A 16,882-nucleotide genomic window follows, 5' to 3' on the forward strand; every position below is an offset into this window, starting at 1 on the left:
TTCCACCGGAGCTGACAACGGAGGAACCGACATGTCACAAGATCCTTTCCAGGAACGCGAAGCCGAAAAATACGCGAATCCTATCCCCAGCCGCGAGTTCATCATTGAACACTTAACAAAACGCGAAAAACCCGCCAATCGTGAAGAACTTGCCGTTGAATTAAACATTGAGGGTGAAGAGCAAATTGAAGCCCTTCGCCGCCGCCTGCGCGCCATGGAGCGCGACGGCCAGCTGGTCTTTACTCGTCGCCAGTGCTACGCGCTGCCAGAACGCCTCGATCTGCTGAAAGGCACCGTTATTGGTCATCGCGATGGCTTCGGCTTCCTGCGCGTGGAAGGCCGTAAAGACGACCTGTACCTCTCATCCGAACAGATGAAGATGTGTATTCACGGCGACCAGATCCTGGCGCAGCCGCTGGGTGCAGATCGTAAAGGCCGCCGCGAAGCGCGCGTGGTCCGCGTGCTGGTGCCGAAAACCAGCCAGATTGTAGGCCGTTACTTTACCGATGCGGGCGTAGGCTTTGTGGTGCCGGACGATAGCCGTCTGAGCTTCGACATTCTCATCCCGCCTGAAGAGGTGATGGGCGCACGCATGGGCTTTGTGGTAGTGGTTGAACTTACCCAGCGCCCGACCCGCCGTACCAAAGCGGTAGGTAAAATCGTCGAAGTGCTGGGCGATAACATGGGCACCGGCATGGCCGTTGATATGGCGCTGCGCACCCATGAAATTCCTTACGTCTGGCCGAAAGCGGTTGAAGACCAGATCGAAAACCTGCGTGAAGAAGTGCCGGAAGAGTCCAAAGCAGGCCGCGTGGATCTGCGCGATCTGCCGCTAGTCACCATTGATGGTGAAGACGCCCGCGACTTCGATGATGCCGTGTACTGTGAGAAAAAACGCGGTGGCGGCTGGCGTCTGTGGGTGGCTATCGCGGATGTGAGTTATTACGTACGTCCACACACGCCGCTGGATAACGAAGCGCGTAGCCGCGGTACGTCAGTATACTTCCCGTCGCAGGTTGTACCGATGCTGCCAGAAGTGCTCTCTAACGGCCTGTGTTCCCTCAACCCGCAGGTGGACCGCCTCTGTATGGTCTGCGAAATGACCATCTCCAGCAAGGGACGTCTGACGGGCTATAAGTTCTACGAAGCGGTGATGAGTTCTCATGCGCGCCTGACCTATACCAAGGTCTGGCATATGTTGCAGGGCGATCAGGATCTTCGCGAACAGTACGCGCCGCTGGTCAAACACATCGAAGAGCTGCACAACCTCTACAAAACGCTGGATCAGGCGCGCGAAGAGCGCGGTGGGATTTCGTTTGAGAGTGAAGAGGCGAAATTCATCTTTAACGCTGAGCGTCGTATCGAGCGAATCGAGCAGACTCAGCGTAACGATGCGCACAAGCTGATTGAAGAGTGTATGATCCTGGCGAACATCTCGGCGGCACGTTTCGTTGAGAAAGCCAAAGAGCCTGCGCTGTTCCGTATTCACGATAAGCCAACCACGGAAGCTGTGACCTCATTCCGCTCCGTGCTGGCTGAACTCGGCCTGGAGCTGCCTGGCGGCAATAAGCCTGAGCCACGCGATTATGCCGAGCTGCTGGAATCCATCAGCGATCGTCCTGACGCGGAAATGCTGCAAACCATGCTGCTGCGTTCCATGAAGCAGGCGATTTACGATCCGGAAAACCGGGGCCACTTTGGTCTGGCGTTACAGTCGTATGCGCACTTTACCTCGCCGATTCGCCGTTATCCGGATCTGTCCCTGCACCGTGCGATCAAGTATCTGCTGGCGCACGAGCAGGGTCACAAAGGCAATACGACCGAAACCGGTGGGTATCACTACTCCATGGAAGAGATGCTGCAACTGGGCCAGCACTGTTCCATGACCGAGCGTCGTGCGGATGAAGCAACGCGCGACGTGGCGGACTGGCTGAAGTGTGACTTTATGCTGGATCAGGTGGGTAACGTCTTTAAAGGTGTGATTGCCAGCGTCACCGGCTTTGGCTTCTTCGTACGTCTGGATGAGCTGTTTATCGACGGTCTGGTGCACGTTTCCAGCCTTGATAACGATTACTACCGCTTCGACCAGGCCGGACAACGTCTGATCGGTGAATCCGGCGGTCAGACCTACCGTCTGGGCGATCGGGTGGAAGTGAAGGTAGAAGCCGTGAATATGGACGACCGTAAAATCGACTTCAGCCTCATCTCCAGCGAACGTGCTCCGCGTAACGTCGGGAAAACCGAGCGTGAGAAAGCGAAAAAAGGCGGCAACGGTAAAGCGGGCGGCAAGCGACGTCAGGCAGGTAAAAGAGTAAACTTTGAGCCAGACAGCGCCTTCCGTGGCGAGAAGCAGCAGAAGCCCAAGGCGGCGAAAAAAGACGCTCGTAAAGCGAAAAAACCGTCGACCAAGACCCAAAAAATAGCGGCCGCAACCAAAGCGAAGCGCGCGGCGAAGAAACAGCAGGCGGAGTAATTTCCCCTCACCCTGACCCTCTCCCCAACGGGGAGAGGGACAATATTTATTACGAGAACCATCAATGAGTGAAATGATTTACGGCATCCACGCGGTGCAGGCCCTGCTGGAGCGCGCGCCGGAGCGTTTTCAGGAAGTTTTTATTCTGAAAGGGCGTGAAGACAAACGTCTGATGCCGCTGATCCACGCGCTGGAAGCGCAGGGCGTCGTGATCCAGCTGGCGAACCGCCAGTATCTGGATGAGAAAAGCGAAGGTGCTGTACACCAGGGCATTATCGCGCGCGTGAAGCCGGGCCGTCAGTATCAGGAGAACGATCTGCCGGATCTGATCGCTGAGCTGGATAACCCGTTCTTCCTGATCCTCGATGGCGTAACCGACCCGCACAACCTGGGCGCGTGCCTGCGTAGCGCCGATGCAGCAGGCGTGCATGCGGTAATTGTGCCAAGAGATCGTTCCGCGCAGCTTAACGCTACCGCTAAAAAAGTGGCCTGCGGCGCGGCGGAAAACGTTCCGCTGATCCGTGTGACTAACCTGGCGCGCACCATGCGTCTGTTGCAGGAAGAGAATATCTGGATCGTCGGCACGGCCGGTGAAGCGGATCACACTCTGTATCAGAGCAAAATGACCGGCCGTATGGCGCTGGTGATGGGGGCAGAAGGTGAAGGCATGCGTCGCCTGACCCGCGAGCACTGCGATGAGCTGATCAGCATTCCGATGGCGGGCAGCGTATCGTCCCTGAACGTTTCTGTTGCGACGGGTATCTGCCTGTTTGAAGCGGTGCGTCAGCGCGGGTAGCCTGTTGTGCCGGGTGGCGGCTTCGCCTTACCCGGCCTACAAAAGCATGGTACCGTAGGCCCGGTAAGCGCAGCGCCACCGGGCAACAATCTCACTCCTCTAACGACCGTAAATGGTCATCCTTCCTCAACGTCATCAGCGCGAAAATACTCACCACCGCCGTTGCCATCACGTAGTAGGCCGGAATATCCAGATTGCCCGTCTCTTTAATCAGCCCGGTAATGATCAGCCCCGCACAGCCCGAGAAGATCGCATTCGACAGAGAATAGGCCAGCCCCAGCCCGGTATAACGCACGCGCGTCGGGAACATCTCAGACAGCATTGCCGGCCCCGGCCCTGCCAGCATCCCAACCAAACCCCCCGCAATCAACACCACAATCGCTTTGACAGCCAACGTGCTGGACTCCGCCTGCAAAATTTTCAGCAGCGGCAGGGCGAGGATCAGCAGGAGCACGGTGGCGATAATCATCACCGTCCGCCGCCCGATCCTGTCGCTCAGTATGCCCGACGGAATGATCGTGAGCGCAAACCCAATGTTAGAAATCACCGCAATCAGCAGCGCCTGGTTAAAACCGGTGTGCAGCGCAGATTGCAGATAGGTCGGCATAATCACCAGATAGGTATAACCCGCCGCAGACCAGACCATCACGCGACCAATGCCCATCAGAATGGTTTTGAACGTGGCGGCGGTGCTGGCCTGAGTAACAACCGGTTTTTCCCGTTGCTGCACAAAGCTCGGTGTCTCTTCCATGCTTACCCGCAGCCATAGCGCGACCGCACCCATCGGCAACGCCAGGAAGAACGGAATGCGCCAGCCCCAGTCGTGCAAGGCTTCAGGGGAGAGAAGGGCAGAGAGCAACGCGACAATGCCTGCGCCTGCTAACAGCCCGAGCGCCACGGTGAAGGACTGCCATGCCCCGTAAAGACCGCGCTTGCCGCGCGGGGCGAACTCCGTCATCAACGAGACCGCGCCGCCATACTCACCGCCCGCGAACAGTCCTTGCAGAATACGCAGGAGTGTAACGATCAGCGGCGCGGCAATCCCGATACTGGCGTAGACCGGCACAATACCGATGGCAGCGGTGGCGAGCGTCATCAATACCAGCACAATAATCAGCGTCGGTTTACGGCCAATCCTGTCGCCAATGCGGCCAAAGACCACCGCACCCAGCGGGCGGAAGAAGAAAGCGATGGCGAATGAGGCCCAGGTGAGGATCAGGCTGGTGAGCTCCGCTTCCCCCTCAAGCTGGAAGAAGTTTCTGGCAATCACCGTTGCCAGAAAACCATAGACCGCAAATTCATACCACTCGATGAAATTACCGATGGAGCCTGCAATTAATGCACGCTTGTGCGCATCCTGTTGCATAACGATCCTCACAAAAACGGGGTAAGAATAAATTATTCAGCATTAGTTAAGTAAGGAAATAGTTTATTCTTATGTTCTGTGAGCTATTTCACGAATGATATCAACACGATCGTCATCGTGTGACCCCCCTCCCATGCAGCGTTCATGCCCTCTGTCCATACTTACCTTTATTGCCAATGAAAGGAGGGAGACAGCATGCACTGGCAGACACATACCGTTTTTAATCAACCCGCACCGCTATCGAACAGCAACCTTTTTCTCTCTGATTGCGCCCTGCGCGATGCGGTAGCGCGCGAAGGGGCTGAGTGGGATGTGGATCTTCTTGCCAGCATCGGCCAGCAGTTGGGTACGGCAGAGTCGCTGGAGCTGGGCAGACTGGCGAACGTTAATCCGCCGGAGCTGCTGCGTTATGACGCCACGGGAGCGAGGCTGGATGACGTCCGCTTTCATCCGGCATGGCATCTTCTGATGCAGGGGCTTTGCGCCAACCGGGTGCACAACCTGGCGTGGGAGGAGGAGGCGCGGAAAGGATCGTTCGTCGCCAGGGCCGCGCGTTTCGTACTTCATGCTCAGGTGGAGGCGGGAACGCTTTGCCCGGTGACCATGACCTTTGCGGCCACGCCGCTGTTGCAACGGTCGCTGCCCAAACCGTTTCATGAGTGGTTAACGCCGCTGATGAGCGATCGCTACGACCCCCATCTCGCGCCGGGGGCGCAAAAGCGCGGCCTGCTGATCGGCATGGGGATGACGGAAAAGCAGGGCGGTTCGGACGTACTCAGTAATACTACCAAAGCAGAGAAATGCAGCGATGGCAGTTACCGGCTGGTGGGGCACAAATGGTTTTTCTCCGTGCCGCAGAGCGATGCGCATCTGGTGCTGGCGCAGGCGAAGGGCGGGTTGTCCTGCTTTTTTGTCCCGCGTTTCTTACCCGACGGGCAACGTAATGCCGTGCGCCTTGAGCGTCTGAAGGACAAGCTCGGCAACCGCTCAAATGCCAGCAGTGAGGCTGAATTTCTTGATGCTTCCGGCTGGCTGCTGGGCGAAGAGGGGGAAGGCGTCCGGCAAATTCTGAAGATGGGCGGGCTGACGCGCTTTGACTGCGCGCTGGGCAGTCACGGACTGATGCGCCGTGCGCTCTCGGTGGCGCTTTATCATGCCCATCAGCGGCAGACCTTCGGCAAAAATCTGATCGACCAGCCGTTAATGCGCGACGTGCTAAGCCGTATGGCGCTGGTGCTGGAGGGACACACGGCACTGCTGTTCCGACTCGCCCGGGCGTGGGACAACCGCAACGACCCGCAGGAAGCCGCATGGGCGCGGCTTTTCACTCCGGCGGCAAAATACAGCGTCTGCAAAGCGGGCATACCGTTTGTGGCAGAGGCAATGGAGGTGCTGGGCGGTGCAGGCTATTGCGAAGAGAGTGAGCTTCCGCGGTTGTACCGTGAAATGCCCGTCAACAGCATCTGGGAAGGCTCTGGCAATATTATGTGCCTAGATGTACTGCGCGTGCTGGCGAAGCAGTCGGGCATTCTCGACCTGCTCGCCAATGATTTCGCGCAGGTCAAAGGTCAGGACAGGCACTTCGATCGCAGCTGGCGGCAGCTACAGCAGAAGCTGCGTAAACCGCAGGAAGCGCAGGGCAGGGAGATCGCGCAGCAGCTCTTTTTACTCGGGGCCGGAAGTCAAATACTGCGGCACGCATCGCCGCCCGTGGCGCAGGCGTGGTGCCGCATGATGCTGGATACCCGGGGCGGCACGCTGATGAGCGAGCAGGTGCAAAACGACCTGCTGCTGCGCGCCACGGGCCGGGTCGGTTAAGCCTTCAGCTGGAACAGGCTCACCAGCCGGGTGAGATGTGAACCCTTCTCGCGCAGCGTCTGTGCCGTCTGCTCGCTGCGTGAGATGCGATCGGCATTGATGTGCGATGCCTCACCGATGTGCGTCATCGCCAGATTCACCTGGCCAATTCCCGCCGACTGCTCGCGGGAGGCGTGGTTGATCTCGGTGACAAGCTGGCTGATGTTATCGATATGAACAATGATGGCATCCATTGCCAGACGCGTCTGCTCAGACAACGCATGGCCTTCGCTCACCTTGTTCAGCGTGTCGCCAATCAGCTGTTCAATCTCTTTTACGGCGTTGGCGCTGCGTGCGGCCAGGGCGCGTACCTCTTGTGCCACCACTGCGAAACCTTTCCCGTGCTCGCCCGCCCGCGCCGCTTCAACCGCCGCATTGAGCGCCAGGATATTGGTCTGGAAAGCGATGGACTCAATCACGCGGGTGATGTCTTCAATGCGTTTCGATGCATCGCGAATATCATCCATGGTGGAGACTGCGTGGGTCACCGTCTCTCCACCCTGATGCACCGCGCGCGAGGTTTCACCCACCAGCTGCTGCGTTTGCTCCATGTTGGCGGCATTTTGCTGCACGGTGGCGGCTAATTGCTCCATGCTGGCGGAGGTCTCCTCAACGCTGCTGGCCTGCTTGTTGATCTGTTCAGAGATCTCGCCGGTGTCTGAAGCCAGCGCGTTAGTCCCCAGATGGATCTCGCTTGCGGCCTCGCGGACCTGCAACACAATTTTTTGCAGGCCTTCCCCGATCCCGTTGATGGCGTCAATCAGCTGGCCGACTTCATCCTGGCGGGTAACCGGCAGGCTGGCGCGCAGATCGCCTGCGGCATACTGCCGGGCAAGCGCGATCACCTCGCGCAGTGGGCGGGTTAGCATCCGGCGAATGAGGATAACGAACAGGCCCGCGAAGAGTGCGGATAGCACCACGCCCGCCATCAGGAAGCGATCGCGCAGTGTGGTGACGCTTGAAAGCAGTACGGCTTTATCGACTTCACCCACGATGGTCCAGTTCCAGCCCGGCAGCGGCGTGTAGGCAACTTTGAGCGTACGGCCATCCGCGCTCACGCGTTCCAGCGTGCCGGCTTTATCACTCAGAAGCTGCTGCTGTGTCGCCGTGTCCCAGTTAGGCAGTTTGCCCTCTTCGCTGGCATGGAACAGATACTGTCCGCGCGTTTTGCCGCTGCTGCGATCCAGTACAAAGAAGTGGCCGCTCTCGCCCAGACGACGGTTAAGGATTTTCTCGCGCATGACGTTCCACGAATGGGTGATGTCCACGCCGACAAAGATAATCCCGATAACCTGGCCTTCCGCATTCTTAACAGGCTGGTACTGCGTGATATAGCGCTTGCCGAACAGCAGCGCGAGGCCACGATAGACCTCCCCTTTAGTGACGGCGGCAAATGCCGGGCTGGTGGTATCAAGAACGGTTCCGATGGCGCGGTCGCCATTCTCTTTGCGCAGCGACGTCGCCACGCGGACAAAATCGTTACCGCTGCGGACAAACAGCGTCGAGATGGCTCCCGTTCGGCTCAGGAAGTCATCAGAAAGCGTATTGTTTTCATGCAACTCCGTTTCGCCGCCTTTCAGCAAAGGAACGGTAAGCCCATTTATGGTCCGGCTCTGGCTACTGTCGCTGTTCAATGGCTGTGGCAAAAAGGTGGTGAACAGACGGGTATAGCTTTCAACTTCTTCGCTCAGGCTGGTGTTGAACATCTCTACCATATCCACCATGCCGTTGGACTGGTTATGCAGGTCTTCAACCGCAAGATCTTCAAGCTGCTGGCTGGCGTTGTGGCTCAACAGGAAAGTGAACAGCAAAAAAAGCGTAGCGACACTTACAGCTGTTAGCAGCGATAACTTCGTGCCCAGTCCTGCCCGGCGGAAAAAGGTGATCATAAATTGCTCATTATTGAAAAGTGATGGCTGTTCAACGGCAGAGCGGAGAGAACGTTTATCTGTTTAATGTAACTGAATGTTACGCGTTTGTTTTTATTGAGTTTCGGGAGAGATAAAAAATTTGCAAAAGTGAAAAGCCACTAAAATTAAGTGGCTTTTATCGGAGGGGATTATGCATAAAGAATGGCCTGCACGCGCCAGTGATTAACATGGTGATCTTCCTGCATCTGGACGATGCGATACCAGGATGCGCCCTGTTCATCCGCCTTCAGGGCGACGACACGTTCAACGTCTTGCGGACTCCCCGTGATATTATTGACGGAAATCTGACCAATCTCATTCAGGCCCGTGACGCAATCCGCGCTGGCAAATTCAGCCGACTGCGCCGTGGTGCTCAACAGGCCCGCTGAAAGCAATAGCGTCGTTAAAGCAAGGGTTCGTTTCATCGTCAGCTCCTTTTCACGTGTCTCCGGTATCCGCCGGGCAATCCTTCGCGAATAAACTCATTTCCATTGTTGCTGGCATGGAGTTTATTGTGGACAGGAAAATGTCTACGGACGCAAAGCAGTGTAAAGGTCGTTCAAATGATGATGCTCACTTACGGTACAAAATGCCTTGTGCATACCACTGTCCCGTAATAATGGTTTCATCAATCATCGTGATGACGTAATAATCTGCTTTTGCGGCAACGGCCTGTGCTTCAATTGCGTCTTCTGCATCATCCGGTGAACCGCGAACCATCGCGGATACGGTTCCCAGGCGTTGTAATCCTTCCGTCTGATTACGACGAATTTCCTGAGGATGATCGGTAACCGGCGGTGCCGGTTCTGGCGTACCCTGCAATACGGAACATCCGCTGAGCAGTGAGACCAGCAATAAAGCGGTAAGCCTGCGCATAAACCTGTCTATTTTCCTGATAGCCATAGTGTAGTGGTCTGCGAATTTAGTTTTGGGGGAATGTTCCCGAAGTGTTATCTGGGACGTAGATTTCGAATGAAAATATCGTGAAACCGTAATCCAGCTCTCAACATTATGAATCATTCATCAGCACAGGATCGACAATGATTGAAATTGAAACTCGCCTGCTTAGTGAGCATGAAATCATCCATGCTTTTCCGGCTGGTAAAGGTGAACAGCCGCTGCCGACGGTAGTTTTCTATCATGGTTTTCTCTCCTCAAAGCTGGTCTACAGCTATTTTGCCGTCGCGCTGGCGCAGGCCGGTTTCCGGGTGGTCATGCCTGATGCGCCGAATCATGGGGCACGCTTTACGGGCGATGAACAGGCGCGGCTGGGGCTGTTCTGGCAAACGCTGCACGGCAATCTGACCGAGTTCGCCGGGCTGCGTGACGCGCTTTTACAGGCCGGGCTGGTGGAGGGGAAACGGCTGGCGGTCGCAGGCGCATCAATGGGCGGAATGACGGCGCTGGGGATCATGGCCAGGCATCCAGAGGTGACGTCCGTGGCTTGCCTGATGGGATCGGGCTACTTTATGTCACTGGCAAAGACGCTGTTCCCGCCGCAGGCTCCTCAGGAGATTGAGGCCCTGTTGTCTGAATGGGACGTCAGCCATGCGCTTTCGCAGCTGGCCGATCGTCCCCTGCTGCTGTGGCATGGGGATGCCGACGATGTCGTACCGCCCGGTGAAACGTTCCGTCTGCAACAGGCGCTACAGCGTGAAGGGCTGGACAGCAATCTGACCTGCCTGTGGGGTGCCGGTGTCCGGCACCGTATTACTCCGGCTGCGCTGGAAGCCACCGTGGAGTTTTTCCGTCAGCACCTTTAAACGCGCAGCACCGTGACACCCTGATCCTCGAGCTTGCTGAGGATCTCGGGGTTGGCGTTTTTGCCGGTGATCACCATGCTGATTTGCTCGGCGCGGCTGAAAAGCATGCCGGCGCGTTCACCGACCTTGCTGCTGTCGACCAGCACCACCAGTTTACCCACCACGTTGAGCATGTTCTGCTCTGCCATTGCGGTGAGCATATCGGTTTTATACAGGCCATCCGCCGTCAGGCCTTTGCCGCTGGTAAACATCCAGTGCCCGGCGTAGAGGCTGTTTTCACTGTCCTGCGGGCTCAGGGTTATGGACTGGCTCTTGTTATACTGGCCCCCCATGATCACCACGCTTTCATGTTCCTGGTCAATGAGATAGTTGGCCAGCGGCAGATAGTTGGTAATGATTTGCACCGGCTTGCCGCACATCTCTCGGCCCAGTAAAAACGCTGTCGAGCCGCAGTTAATCACCACGCTTTCCCCGGGATTCACCAGCTGTGATGCCGCTCTGGCAATCCGCACCTTTTCATCGTGATTCTGCGCCTGGTGAATATTCATCGGCGTCCAGCGTGGACGCTGCTGGCTGATGGCCTCTGCGCCGTTGCGGACTTTTTTCAGCTTGCCGCTTTCATCCAGCTTGTTAATGTCCCGCCGCGCGGTAGCAGGGGAGATCCCTAAACGTTCGATCACTTTCTCGACGGTGATAAACCCTGTTTGCGCCAGGAGTTCCAGTAAAATTTGATGCCGTTGCGCTTCCGTCATGAGCTATTCCGAAAAGAATTGATTTGAAAAGATGATATTTGAAATAGCATGAAATTACTAAATTAAATATGACATCGCCAGACACAGTGTCTGGCGATTGGGCTGCACAATCAGAGGAAGGACTTGAACGGCAGGTCTGGCTCAATGGTGAAGCAATCATCAAAACCACGCGGGTAGTGGTACTCGAGATTGTCTTTATCCAGCGGCCAGGTGAACTTGCCGCCAACCTGCCAGATGAACGGCTTGAAACCATACTTGAGTCGGTCTTTTTTCATCTCCCACAGGACGCGGATCTCTTGCGGATCGGCCTGGAAGTTTGACCAGATATCGTGGTGGAAGGGGATCACCACTTTGGTGTTCAGCGCTTCGGCCATGCGCAGCATGTCCGCGCTGGTCATTTTGTCGGTAATCCCGCGCGGGTTTTCACCGTAAGAGCCAAGCGCCACGTCAATCTGGTGCTCGTTACCGTGCTTCGCGTAGTAGTTGGAGTAGTGAGAGTCACCGCTGTGATACAGGGAACCGCCAGGCGTTTTGAACAGGTAGTTCACTGCGCGCTCGTCCATCCCGTCTGGCAGTACGCCTGCGGCTTTCTGGTCGGCAGGCAGGGTGATCAGCGCGGTGCGATCAAAGGCATCCAGCGCGTGAATTTCAACGTCTTTGATTTTCACCACGTCGCCCGGCTTCATCACGATGCAGCGCTCTTTTGGCACGCCCCAGCCAATCCACAAATCCACGCAGGTCTGCGGCCCGATAAAGGGTACGTCGTCCGCGCAGTTTTGCATTACCGCTGCCGCCACGTTCACGTCGATATGATCGTTGTGATCGTGGGTAGAGAGAACGGCGTCGATCTGGCGAATGGCGAAAGGATCAAGCACAAAAGGCGTGGTGCGCAGGTTCGGCTGGAGCTTTTCAACGCCGGCCATACGCTGCATCTGGTGGCCTTTTTTCATCAGTGGATTGCCGTGGCTCTGTTTGCCGGTGCCGCACCAGAAATCGACACAAATGTTGGCGCCGCCTTCTGATTTCAGCCAGATCCCGGTGCATCCCAGCCACCACATCGCAAATGTGCCAGGAGCAACCTGTTCCTGCTCGATCTCTTCGTTCAGCCAGCTACCCCACTCCGGAAAGGTACTCAAAATCCATGATTCACGGGTGATGGTTTTCACTTTACTCATCGTTTGACTCCTGGTTTTAATCAAAAGTAATCATACTGTGACTTGTTGTGATTAATGCTGGCACTGTTTGAATCGATTTGCAATGGCTGATTTGCGGAAAATTCCCCTCGCCACATCACAGAAAATACACCTCGTCGTTGTTAAGATAACCGCTACATATAATTAATATATTGAAAATTAAGAATTTATTTATCTTTCTGGATCGGTAGTGAAAATCATTACTAACTCCATGGAAATAAATTGCGTGATCCGTCACAAATAATCAAATGCAATCTTGTGGTGATTATTTGTGATTAATAGAGTGATGACACCAACCACACAGGGATTGCCCCTCGTGTTCTCATTTTCTGGAGAGAGTTATGGAGAGCCTCTACAACGTCTTTACCGTTTTCTTTAATCAGGTAATGACCAACGCCCCGCTGTTGCTGGGTATCGTGACGTGCCTGGGGTACATCCTGCTGCGCAAAAGCGTCAGCGTGATTATCAAAGGCACCATCAAAACCATCATTGGTTTTATGCTGTTGCAGGCGGGGTCTGGCATTCTGACCAGCACGTTTAAGCCGGTTGTTGCCAAAATGTCAGAGGTATATGGCATTAACGGCGCCATCTCTGACACTTACGCGTCCATGATGGCCACCATCGATCGCATGGGGGATGCGTACAGCTGGGTTGGGTATGCGGTACTGCTCGCGCTGGCGCTGAACATCATTTACGTGCTCCTGCGCCGCATCACCGGTATTCGCACCATCATGCTCACCGGGCACATCATGTTCCAGCAGGCGGGGCTGATTGCCGTTTCTCTCTATATCTTCGGCTACCCAATGTGGACCACGGTCATCTGCACGGCAGTGCTGGTCTCGCTTTACTGGGGCATCACCTCCAACATGATGTATAAGCCAACGCAGGACGTTACTGACGGCTGCGGCTTCTCCATCGGTCACCAACAGCAGTTCGCCTCCTGGATTGCGTACAAAGTTGCACCGTACCTGGGTAAAAAAGAGGAGAGTGTTGAAGACCTCAAATTGCCTGGCTGGTTGAATATCTTCCACGACAACATCGTCTCCACGGCGATTGTGATGACCCTTTTCTTCGGTGCCATCCTGCTCTCCTTTGGCATTGACGTGGTGCAGGTGATGGCGGGTAAAACCCACTGGACGGTCTATATCCTGCAAACCGGTGTGGCCATTTTCATCATCACTCAGGGCGTGCGTATGTTCGTCGCCGAGCTGTCGGAAGCGTTCAACGGTATCTCTCAGCGCCTGATCCCTGGCGCGGTGCTGGCGATTGACTGTGCGGCTATCTATAGCTTTGCGCCAAACGCCGTCGTCTGGGGCTTTATGTGGGGCACCATCGGCCAGCTGATTGCGGTCGGCATCCTGGTGGGCTGTGGCTCCTCAATCCTGATTATTCCTGGCTTTATCCCGATGTTCTTCTCCAACGCCACTATCGGCGTGTTTGCTAACCACTTCGGCGGATGGCGCGCCGCGCTCAAGATCTGCCTGGTGATGGGCATGGTTGAAATCTTCGGGTGCGTGTGGGCGGTCAAGCTCACCGGCATGAGCGCCTGGATGGGCATGGCGGACTGGTCAATTCTGGCGCCGCCGATGATGCAGGGCTTTGCGTCCGTCGGGCTGGTCTTTATGGCCGTCATCATCCTGATTGCACTGACTTATATGTTCTTCGCTGGCCGTTCGCTGCGAGCTGAAGAAGATGCGGAAAAACAAACAGCAGAAGTTTCTGCTCACTAAGGAGTTTCGATTATGACCGTACGTATCCTGGCTGTGTGTGGCAATGGGCAAGGAAGCTCCATGATCATGAAAATGAAAGTGGACCAGTTTTTAACCCAGTCAAACATTGACCACACGGTGAACAGCTGCGCAGTGGGTGAATACAAAAGTGAACTGAACGGCGCGGACATCATCATCGCTTCAACGCACATTGCCGGCGAGATTAGCGTGTCGGGCAACAAATACGTGGTAGGCGTGCGCAACATGCTGTCGCCTGCGGATTTTGGGCCAAAACTGCTGGAAGTGATCAAAGAGCACTTCCCACAAGACGTGAAGTAAGGATGCCACATGAAACTACGTGATTCGCTGGCTGAGAATAACTCCATCCTTTTACAGGCCGAAGCCAGTACCTGGCAGGAAGCGGTGAAGCTGAGCGTGGACCTGCTGGTTAAGGCGGACGTTGTCGAGCCGCGTTATTACCAGGCCATCCTGGATGGCGTGGCGCAGCACGGCCCCTATTTTGTGATTGCCCCGGGGCTGGCAATGCCGCATGGCCGCCCGGAAGAGGGTGTCAAGAAAACCGGTTTTGCGCTGGTGACGCTGAAAACCCCGCTGGTGTTCAACCACGAAGATAACGACCCGGTCGACATTCTGATCACCATGGCAGCTGTCGATGCCAACACCCACCAGGAGGTGGGCATCATGCAGATCGTTAACCTGTTTGATGACGAAGCTAATTTTGACCGTTTACGTGCCTGCCGTACCGCGCAGGACGTGCTGGATTTAATTGATAACGCCACTGCGGCGGCCGTTTAAGAGGAATTGAAAATGTCATTACCAATGTTGCAGGTCGCGCTGGATAACCAGACGCTGTCTCACGCTTACGAAACCACCCGTCTGATTGCGGAAGAGGTGGACATCATCGAAGTCGGCACCATTCTGTGCGTGGGCGAAGGCGTTCGTGCGGTTCGTGACCTGAAGGCGCTCTATCCGCATAAAATCGTGCTGGCGGATGCCAAAATTGCCGATGCGGGCAAAATTCTCTCTCGCATGTGCTTTGAAGCCAACGCCGACTGGGTCACCGTGATCTGCTGTGCAGATATCAACACTGCGAAAGGCGCGCTGGACGTGGCGAAAGAGTTCAACGGCGACGTGCAGATTGAACTGACCGGCTTCTGGACCTGGGAGCAGGCACAGGAGTGGCGCGAAGCGGGTATCCAGCAGGTGGTTTATCACCGCAGCCGTGATGCGCAGGCCGCAGGTGTGGCGTGGGGCGAAGCTGATATCAACGCGATCAAACGCCTGGCCGATATGGGCTTCAAAGTGACCGTGACCGGTGGTCTGGCGCTGGAAGATCTGCCGCTGTTCAAGGGTATTCCAATCCACGTCTTTATTGCCGGTCGTAGCATTCGCGATGCGGAATCTCCGGTGGAAGCTGCGCGTCAGTTTAAACGCTCAATCGCTCAGCTTTGGGGTTAAGGAGCGGGTATGTTGTCAAAACAGGTCCCGCTTGGCATCTATGAAAAGGCACTCCCTGCGGGGGAGTGCTGGCTGGAGCGGTTACAGCTGGCGAAGCAGCTGGGTTTCGATTTTGTCGAAATGTCGGTGGATGAGACGGACGAGCGTCTTTCTCGCCTGGACTGGCGCCGCGACCAGCGTCTGGCGCTGGTGAGCGCCATTGCCGAAACCGGCGTGCGCGTGCCGTCCATGTGCCTGAGCGCTCACCGTCGTTTTCCGCTTGGCAGCGAAGATGATGCCGTACGCGCCGAAGGGCTGGAGATCATGCGTAAAGCCATTCGCTTTGCACAGGATGTTGGCATCCGCGTGATCCAACTGGCGGGTTACGATGTTTACTATCAGGAAGCCAACGATGAGACGCGCCGTCGTTTCCGTGACGGCCTGAAAGAGAGCGTTGAGATGGCAAGCCGTGCGCAGGTGACGCTGGCGATGGAGATCATGGATTATCCATTGATGAACTCCATTAGCAAGGCGCTGGGCTACGCGCACTATCTGAACAATCCGTGGTTCCAGCTTTATCCGGATATCGGCAACCTGTCGGCATGGGATAACGACGTACAGATGGAGTTGCAGGCGGGCATCGGGCATATCGTGGCGGTGCACGTAAAAGATACCCGTCCCGGCGTGTTTAAAAACGTACCGTTCGGTACCGGGGTGGTGGATTTCGAACGGTGCTTCCAGACGCTCAAACAGACAGGTTATTGCGGACCTTACCTGATTGAGATGTGGAGCGAAACCGCGGACGACCCGGCGGCAGAAGTGGCGAAAGCCCGGGACTGGGTGCGCGAGCGCATGGCGCGGGCAGGCTTACTGGAGGCGGAACATGCTTAAGCTGAAACAGCAGGTCTTTGAGGCCAATATGGATCTCCCGCGCTATGGACTGGTGACGTTTACCTGGGGCAACGTAAGCGCCATCGATCGCGATCGGGGGCTGGTGGTGATTAAGCCGAGCGGCGTGGCCTATGACGCCATGAAAGTGGACGATATGGTGGTGGTTGACCTGGAAGGACACGTTGTTGAAGGCAAATGGCGTCCTTCTTCAGATACGGCAACCCATCTGGCGCTGTACCAGCGTTACCCGTCCCTGGGTGGTGTTGTGCATACCCATTCCACGCACGCCACCGCCTGGGCACAGGCCGGGCTGGCGATCCCTGCTTTGGGTACGACGCACGCGGACTACTTCTTCGGCGATATTCCCTGCACGCGGGCGTTAACGCAGGCTGAGGTCGAAGGCGAGTACGAACTTAACACCGGCAGGGTCATTATCGAAACGCTGGGTGAGACGGAACCACTGCATACGCCGGGTATTGTGGTGTACCAGCATGGTCCATTCTCCTGGGGTAAAGATGCGCATGACGCCGTGCATAACGCGGTGGTGATGGAAGAGGTGGCTCGAATGGCGTGGATTGCGCGCGGCATTAACCCACAGCTTCAGGGCATTGATGATTATCTGATGAACAAGCATTTCATGCGTAAGCACGGCCCGAATGCTTATTACGGGCAGAAGTGAATAAGTGCTCTGGAATACCGAAACAGTTGTAACCG

16 protein-coding genes are annotated in these 16,882 nt (G+C 56.0%); 10 read left to right on the forward strand and 6 right to left on the reverse strand.

The window, feature by feature from the left end; all coding sequences use genetic code 11:
- Nucleotides 1-31 precede the first annotated feature (31 nt).
- Nucleotides 32-2,473, forward strand: coding sequence for a ribonuclease R (rnr, locus tag ACQG2Q_RS02135; RefSeq protein WP_271079825.1), 2,442 nt, complete (start codon nt 32-34; stop codon nt 2,471-2,473).
- Between the two features lie 64 nt (nt 2,474-2,537).
- Nucleotides 2,538-3,269 carry a 23S rRNA (guanosine(2251)-2'-O)-methyltransferase RlmB gene (gene rlmB, locus ACQG2Q_RS02140; RefSeq protein WP_003856001.1) on the forward strand — a complete coding sequence of 244 codons (732 nt, stop codon included), beginning with the start codon at nt 2,538-2,540 and terminating at the stop codon, nt 3,267-3,269.
- 91 nt (nt 3,270-3,360) lie between these two features.
- Here rlmB and ACQG2Q_RS02145 read toward each other — a convergent pair whose 3' ends face one another.
- Entirely contained in the window at nt 3,361-4,635 is a 1,275-nt protein-coding gene (locus ACQG2Q_RS02145; RefSeq protein ID WP_023299137.1) for an MFS transporter, read from the reverse strand.
- A gap of 195 nt (nt 4,636-4,830) precedes the next feature.
- Between ACQG2Q_RS02145 and ACQG2Q_RS02150 the strand changes: the two genes are divergently transcribed.
- Complete coding sequence (locus ACQG2Q_RS02150) at nt 4,831-6,453, forward strand: isovaleryl-CoA dehydrogenase (RefSeq protein ID WP_063849823.1); 1,623 nt, start codon at nt 4,831-4,833, stop codon at nt 6,451-6,453.
- Here ACQG2Q_RS02150 and ACQG2Q_RS02155 read toward each other — a convergent pair.
- The 3 genes from ACQG2Q_RS02155 to bsmA form a co-directional block, all read right to left on the reverse strand.
- Nucleotides 6,450-8,381 (reverse strand): methyl-accepting chemotaxis protein, encoded by a 1,932-nt coding sequence (locus ACQG2Q_RS02155; protein WP_063849824.1) that lies wholly within the window; start codon nt 8,379-8,381, stop codon nt 6,450-6,452. The genes ACQG2Q_RS02150 and ACQG2Q_RS02155 overlap by 4 nt on opposite strands.
- Before the next feature lie 170 nt (nt 8,382-8,551).
- Nucleotides 8,552-8,827, reverse strand: a complete 276-nt coding sequence (gene yjfN, locus ACQG2Q_RS02160) for a DUF1471 family protease activator YjfN (RefSeq protein WP_003856009.1) — start codon at nt 8,825-8,827, stop codon at nt 8,552-8,554.
- A gap of 148 nt (nt 8,828-8,975) precedes the next feature.
- Nucleotides 8,976-9,305 (reverse strand): biofilm peroxide resistance protein BsmA, encoded by a 330-nt coding sequence (gene bsmA / locus ACQG2Q_RS02165; protein WP_426759053.1) that lies wholly within the window; start codon nt 9,303-9,305, stop codon nt 8,976-8,978.
- A gap of 137 nt (nt 9,306-9,442) precedes the next feature.
- On the opposite strand from bsmA, the gene yjfP reads away from it, so the two are divergent.
- Nucleotides 9,443-10,165, forward strand: a complete 723-nt coding sequence (yjfP, locus tag ACQG2Q_RS02170; protein WP_023299141.1) for an esterase — start codon at nt 9,443-9,445, stop codon at nt 10,163-10,165.
- Here the strand turns inward: yjfP and ulaR are convergent.
- Both ulaR and ulaG read right to left on the reverse strand, forming a co-directional pair.
- The gene (gene ulaR / locus ACQG2Q_RS02175; RefSeq protein ID WP_003856014.1) at nt 10,162-10,917 is read right to left on the reverse strand and encodes an HTH-type transcriptional regulator UlaR; all 756 of its coding nucleotides are present in this window, start codon (nt 10,915-10,917) and stop codon (nt 10,162-10,164) included. The two genes, yjfP and ulaR, sit on opposite strands and share 4 nt — an antisense overlap.
- 110 nt (nt 10,918-11,027) lie before the next feature.
- Nucleotides 11,028-12,092 (reverse strand): L-ascorbate 6-phosphate lactonase, encoded by a 1,065-nt coding sequence (ulaG, locus tag ACQG2Q_RS02180; RefSeq protein WP_023299142.1) that lies wholly within the window; start codon nt 12,090-12,092, stop codon nt 11,028-11,030.
- 359 nt (nt 12,093-12,451) lie between these two features.
- Here ulaG and ulaA point away from each other — a divergent pair, with 359 nt between their 5' ends.
- From ulaA to ACQG2Q_RS02210, 6 genes are read left to right on the forward strand one after another with little or no spacing between them, the layout of a single operon-like run.
- Nucleotides 12,452-13,840, forward strand: a complete 1,389-nt coding sequence (gene ulaA / locus ACQG2Q_RS02185; RefSeq protein WP_096216726.1) for a PTS ascorbate transporter subunit IIC — start codon at nt 12,452-12,454, stop codon at nt 13,838-13,840.
- Between the two features lie 12 nt (nt 13,841-13,852).
- Nucleotides 13,853-14,158: a PTS ascorbate transporter subunit IIB gene (gene ulaB, locus ACQG2Q_RS02190; protein ID WP_003856022.1), complete on the forward strand. Its 306-nt coding sequence runs from the start codon at nt 13,853-13,855 to the stop codon at nt 14,156-14,158.
- Nucleotides 14,159-14,167: 9 nt separating this feature from the next.
- Nucleotides 14,168-14,635 (forward strand): PTS ascorbate transporter subunit IIA, encoded by a 468-nt coding sequence (gene ulaC, locus ACQG2Q_RS02195; protein WP_003856024.1) that lies wholly within the window; start codon nt 14,168-14,170, stop codon nt 14,633-14,635.
- A 12-nt stretch (nt 14,636-14,647) separates the two neighbouring features.
- Nucleotides 14,648-15,298 carry a 3-keto-L-gulonate-6-phosphate decarboxylase UlaD gene (gene ulaD / locus ACQG2Q_RS02200; protein WP_022646832.1) on the forward strand — a complete coding sequence of 217 codons (651 nt, stop codon included), beginning with the start codon at nt 14,648-14,650 and terminating at the stop codon, nt 15,296-15,298.
- A 9-nt stretch (nt 15,299-15,307) separates the two neighbouring features.
- A complete protein-coding gene (locus ACQG2Q_RS02205; RefSeq protein ID WP_022646833.1) occupies nt 15,308-16,168 on the forward strand; it encodes an L-ribulose-5-phosphate 3-epimerase in 861 nt (286 codons plus the stop codon).
- Nucleotides 16,161-16,847, forward strand: a complete 687-nt coding sequence (locus ACQG2Q_RS02210) for an L-ribulose-5-phosphate 4-epimerase (RefSeq protein WP_022646834.1) — start codon at nt 16,161-16,163, stop codon at nt 16,845-16,847. The genes ACQG2Q_RS02205 and ACQG2Q_RS02210 overlap by 8 nt, the downstream gene beginning before the upstream one ends.
- Nucleotides 16,848-16,882: the final 35 nt, after the last annotated feature.

The sequence above is a fragment of the Enterobacter cloacae complex sp. 370H10 genome, assembly GCF_050031535.1.
Classification (GTDB): Bacteria; Pseudomonadota; Gammaproteobacteria; order Enterobacterales; family Enterobacteriaceae; genus Enterobacter; species Enterobacter intestinihominis.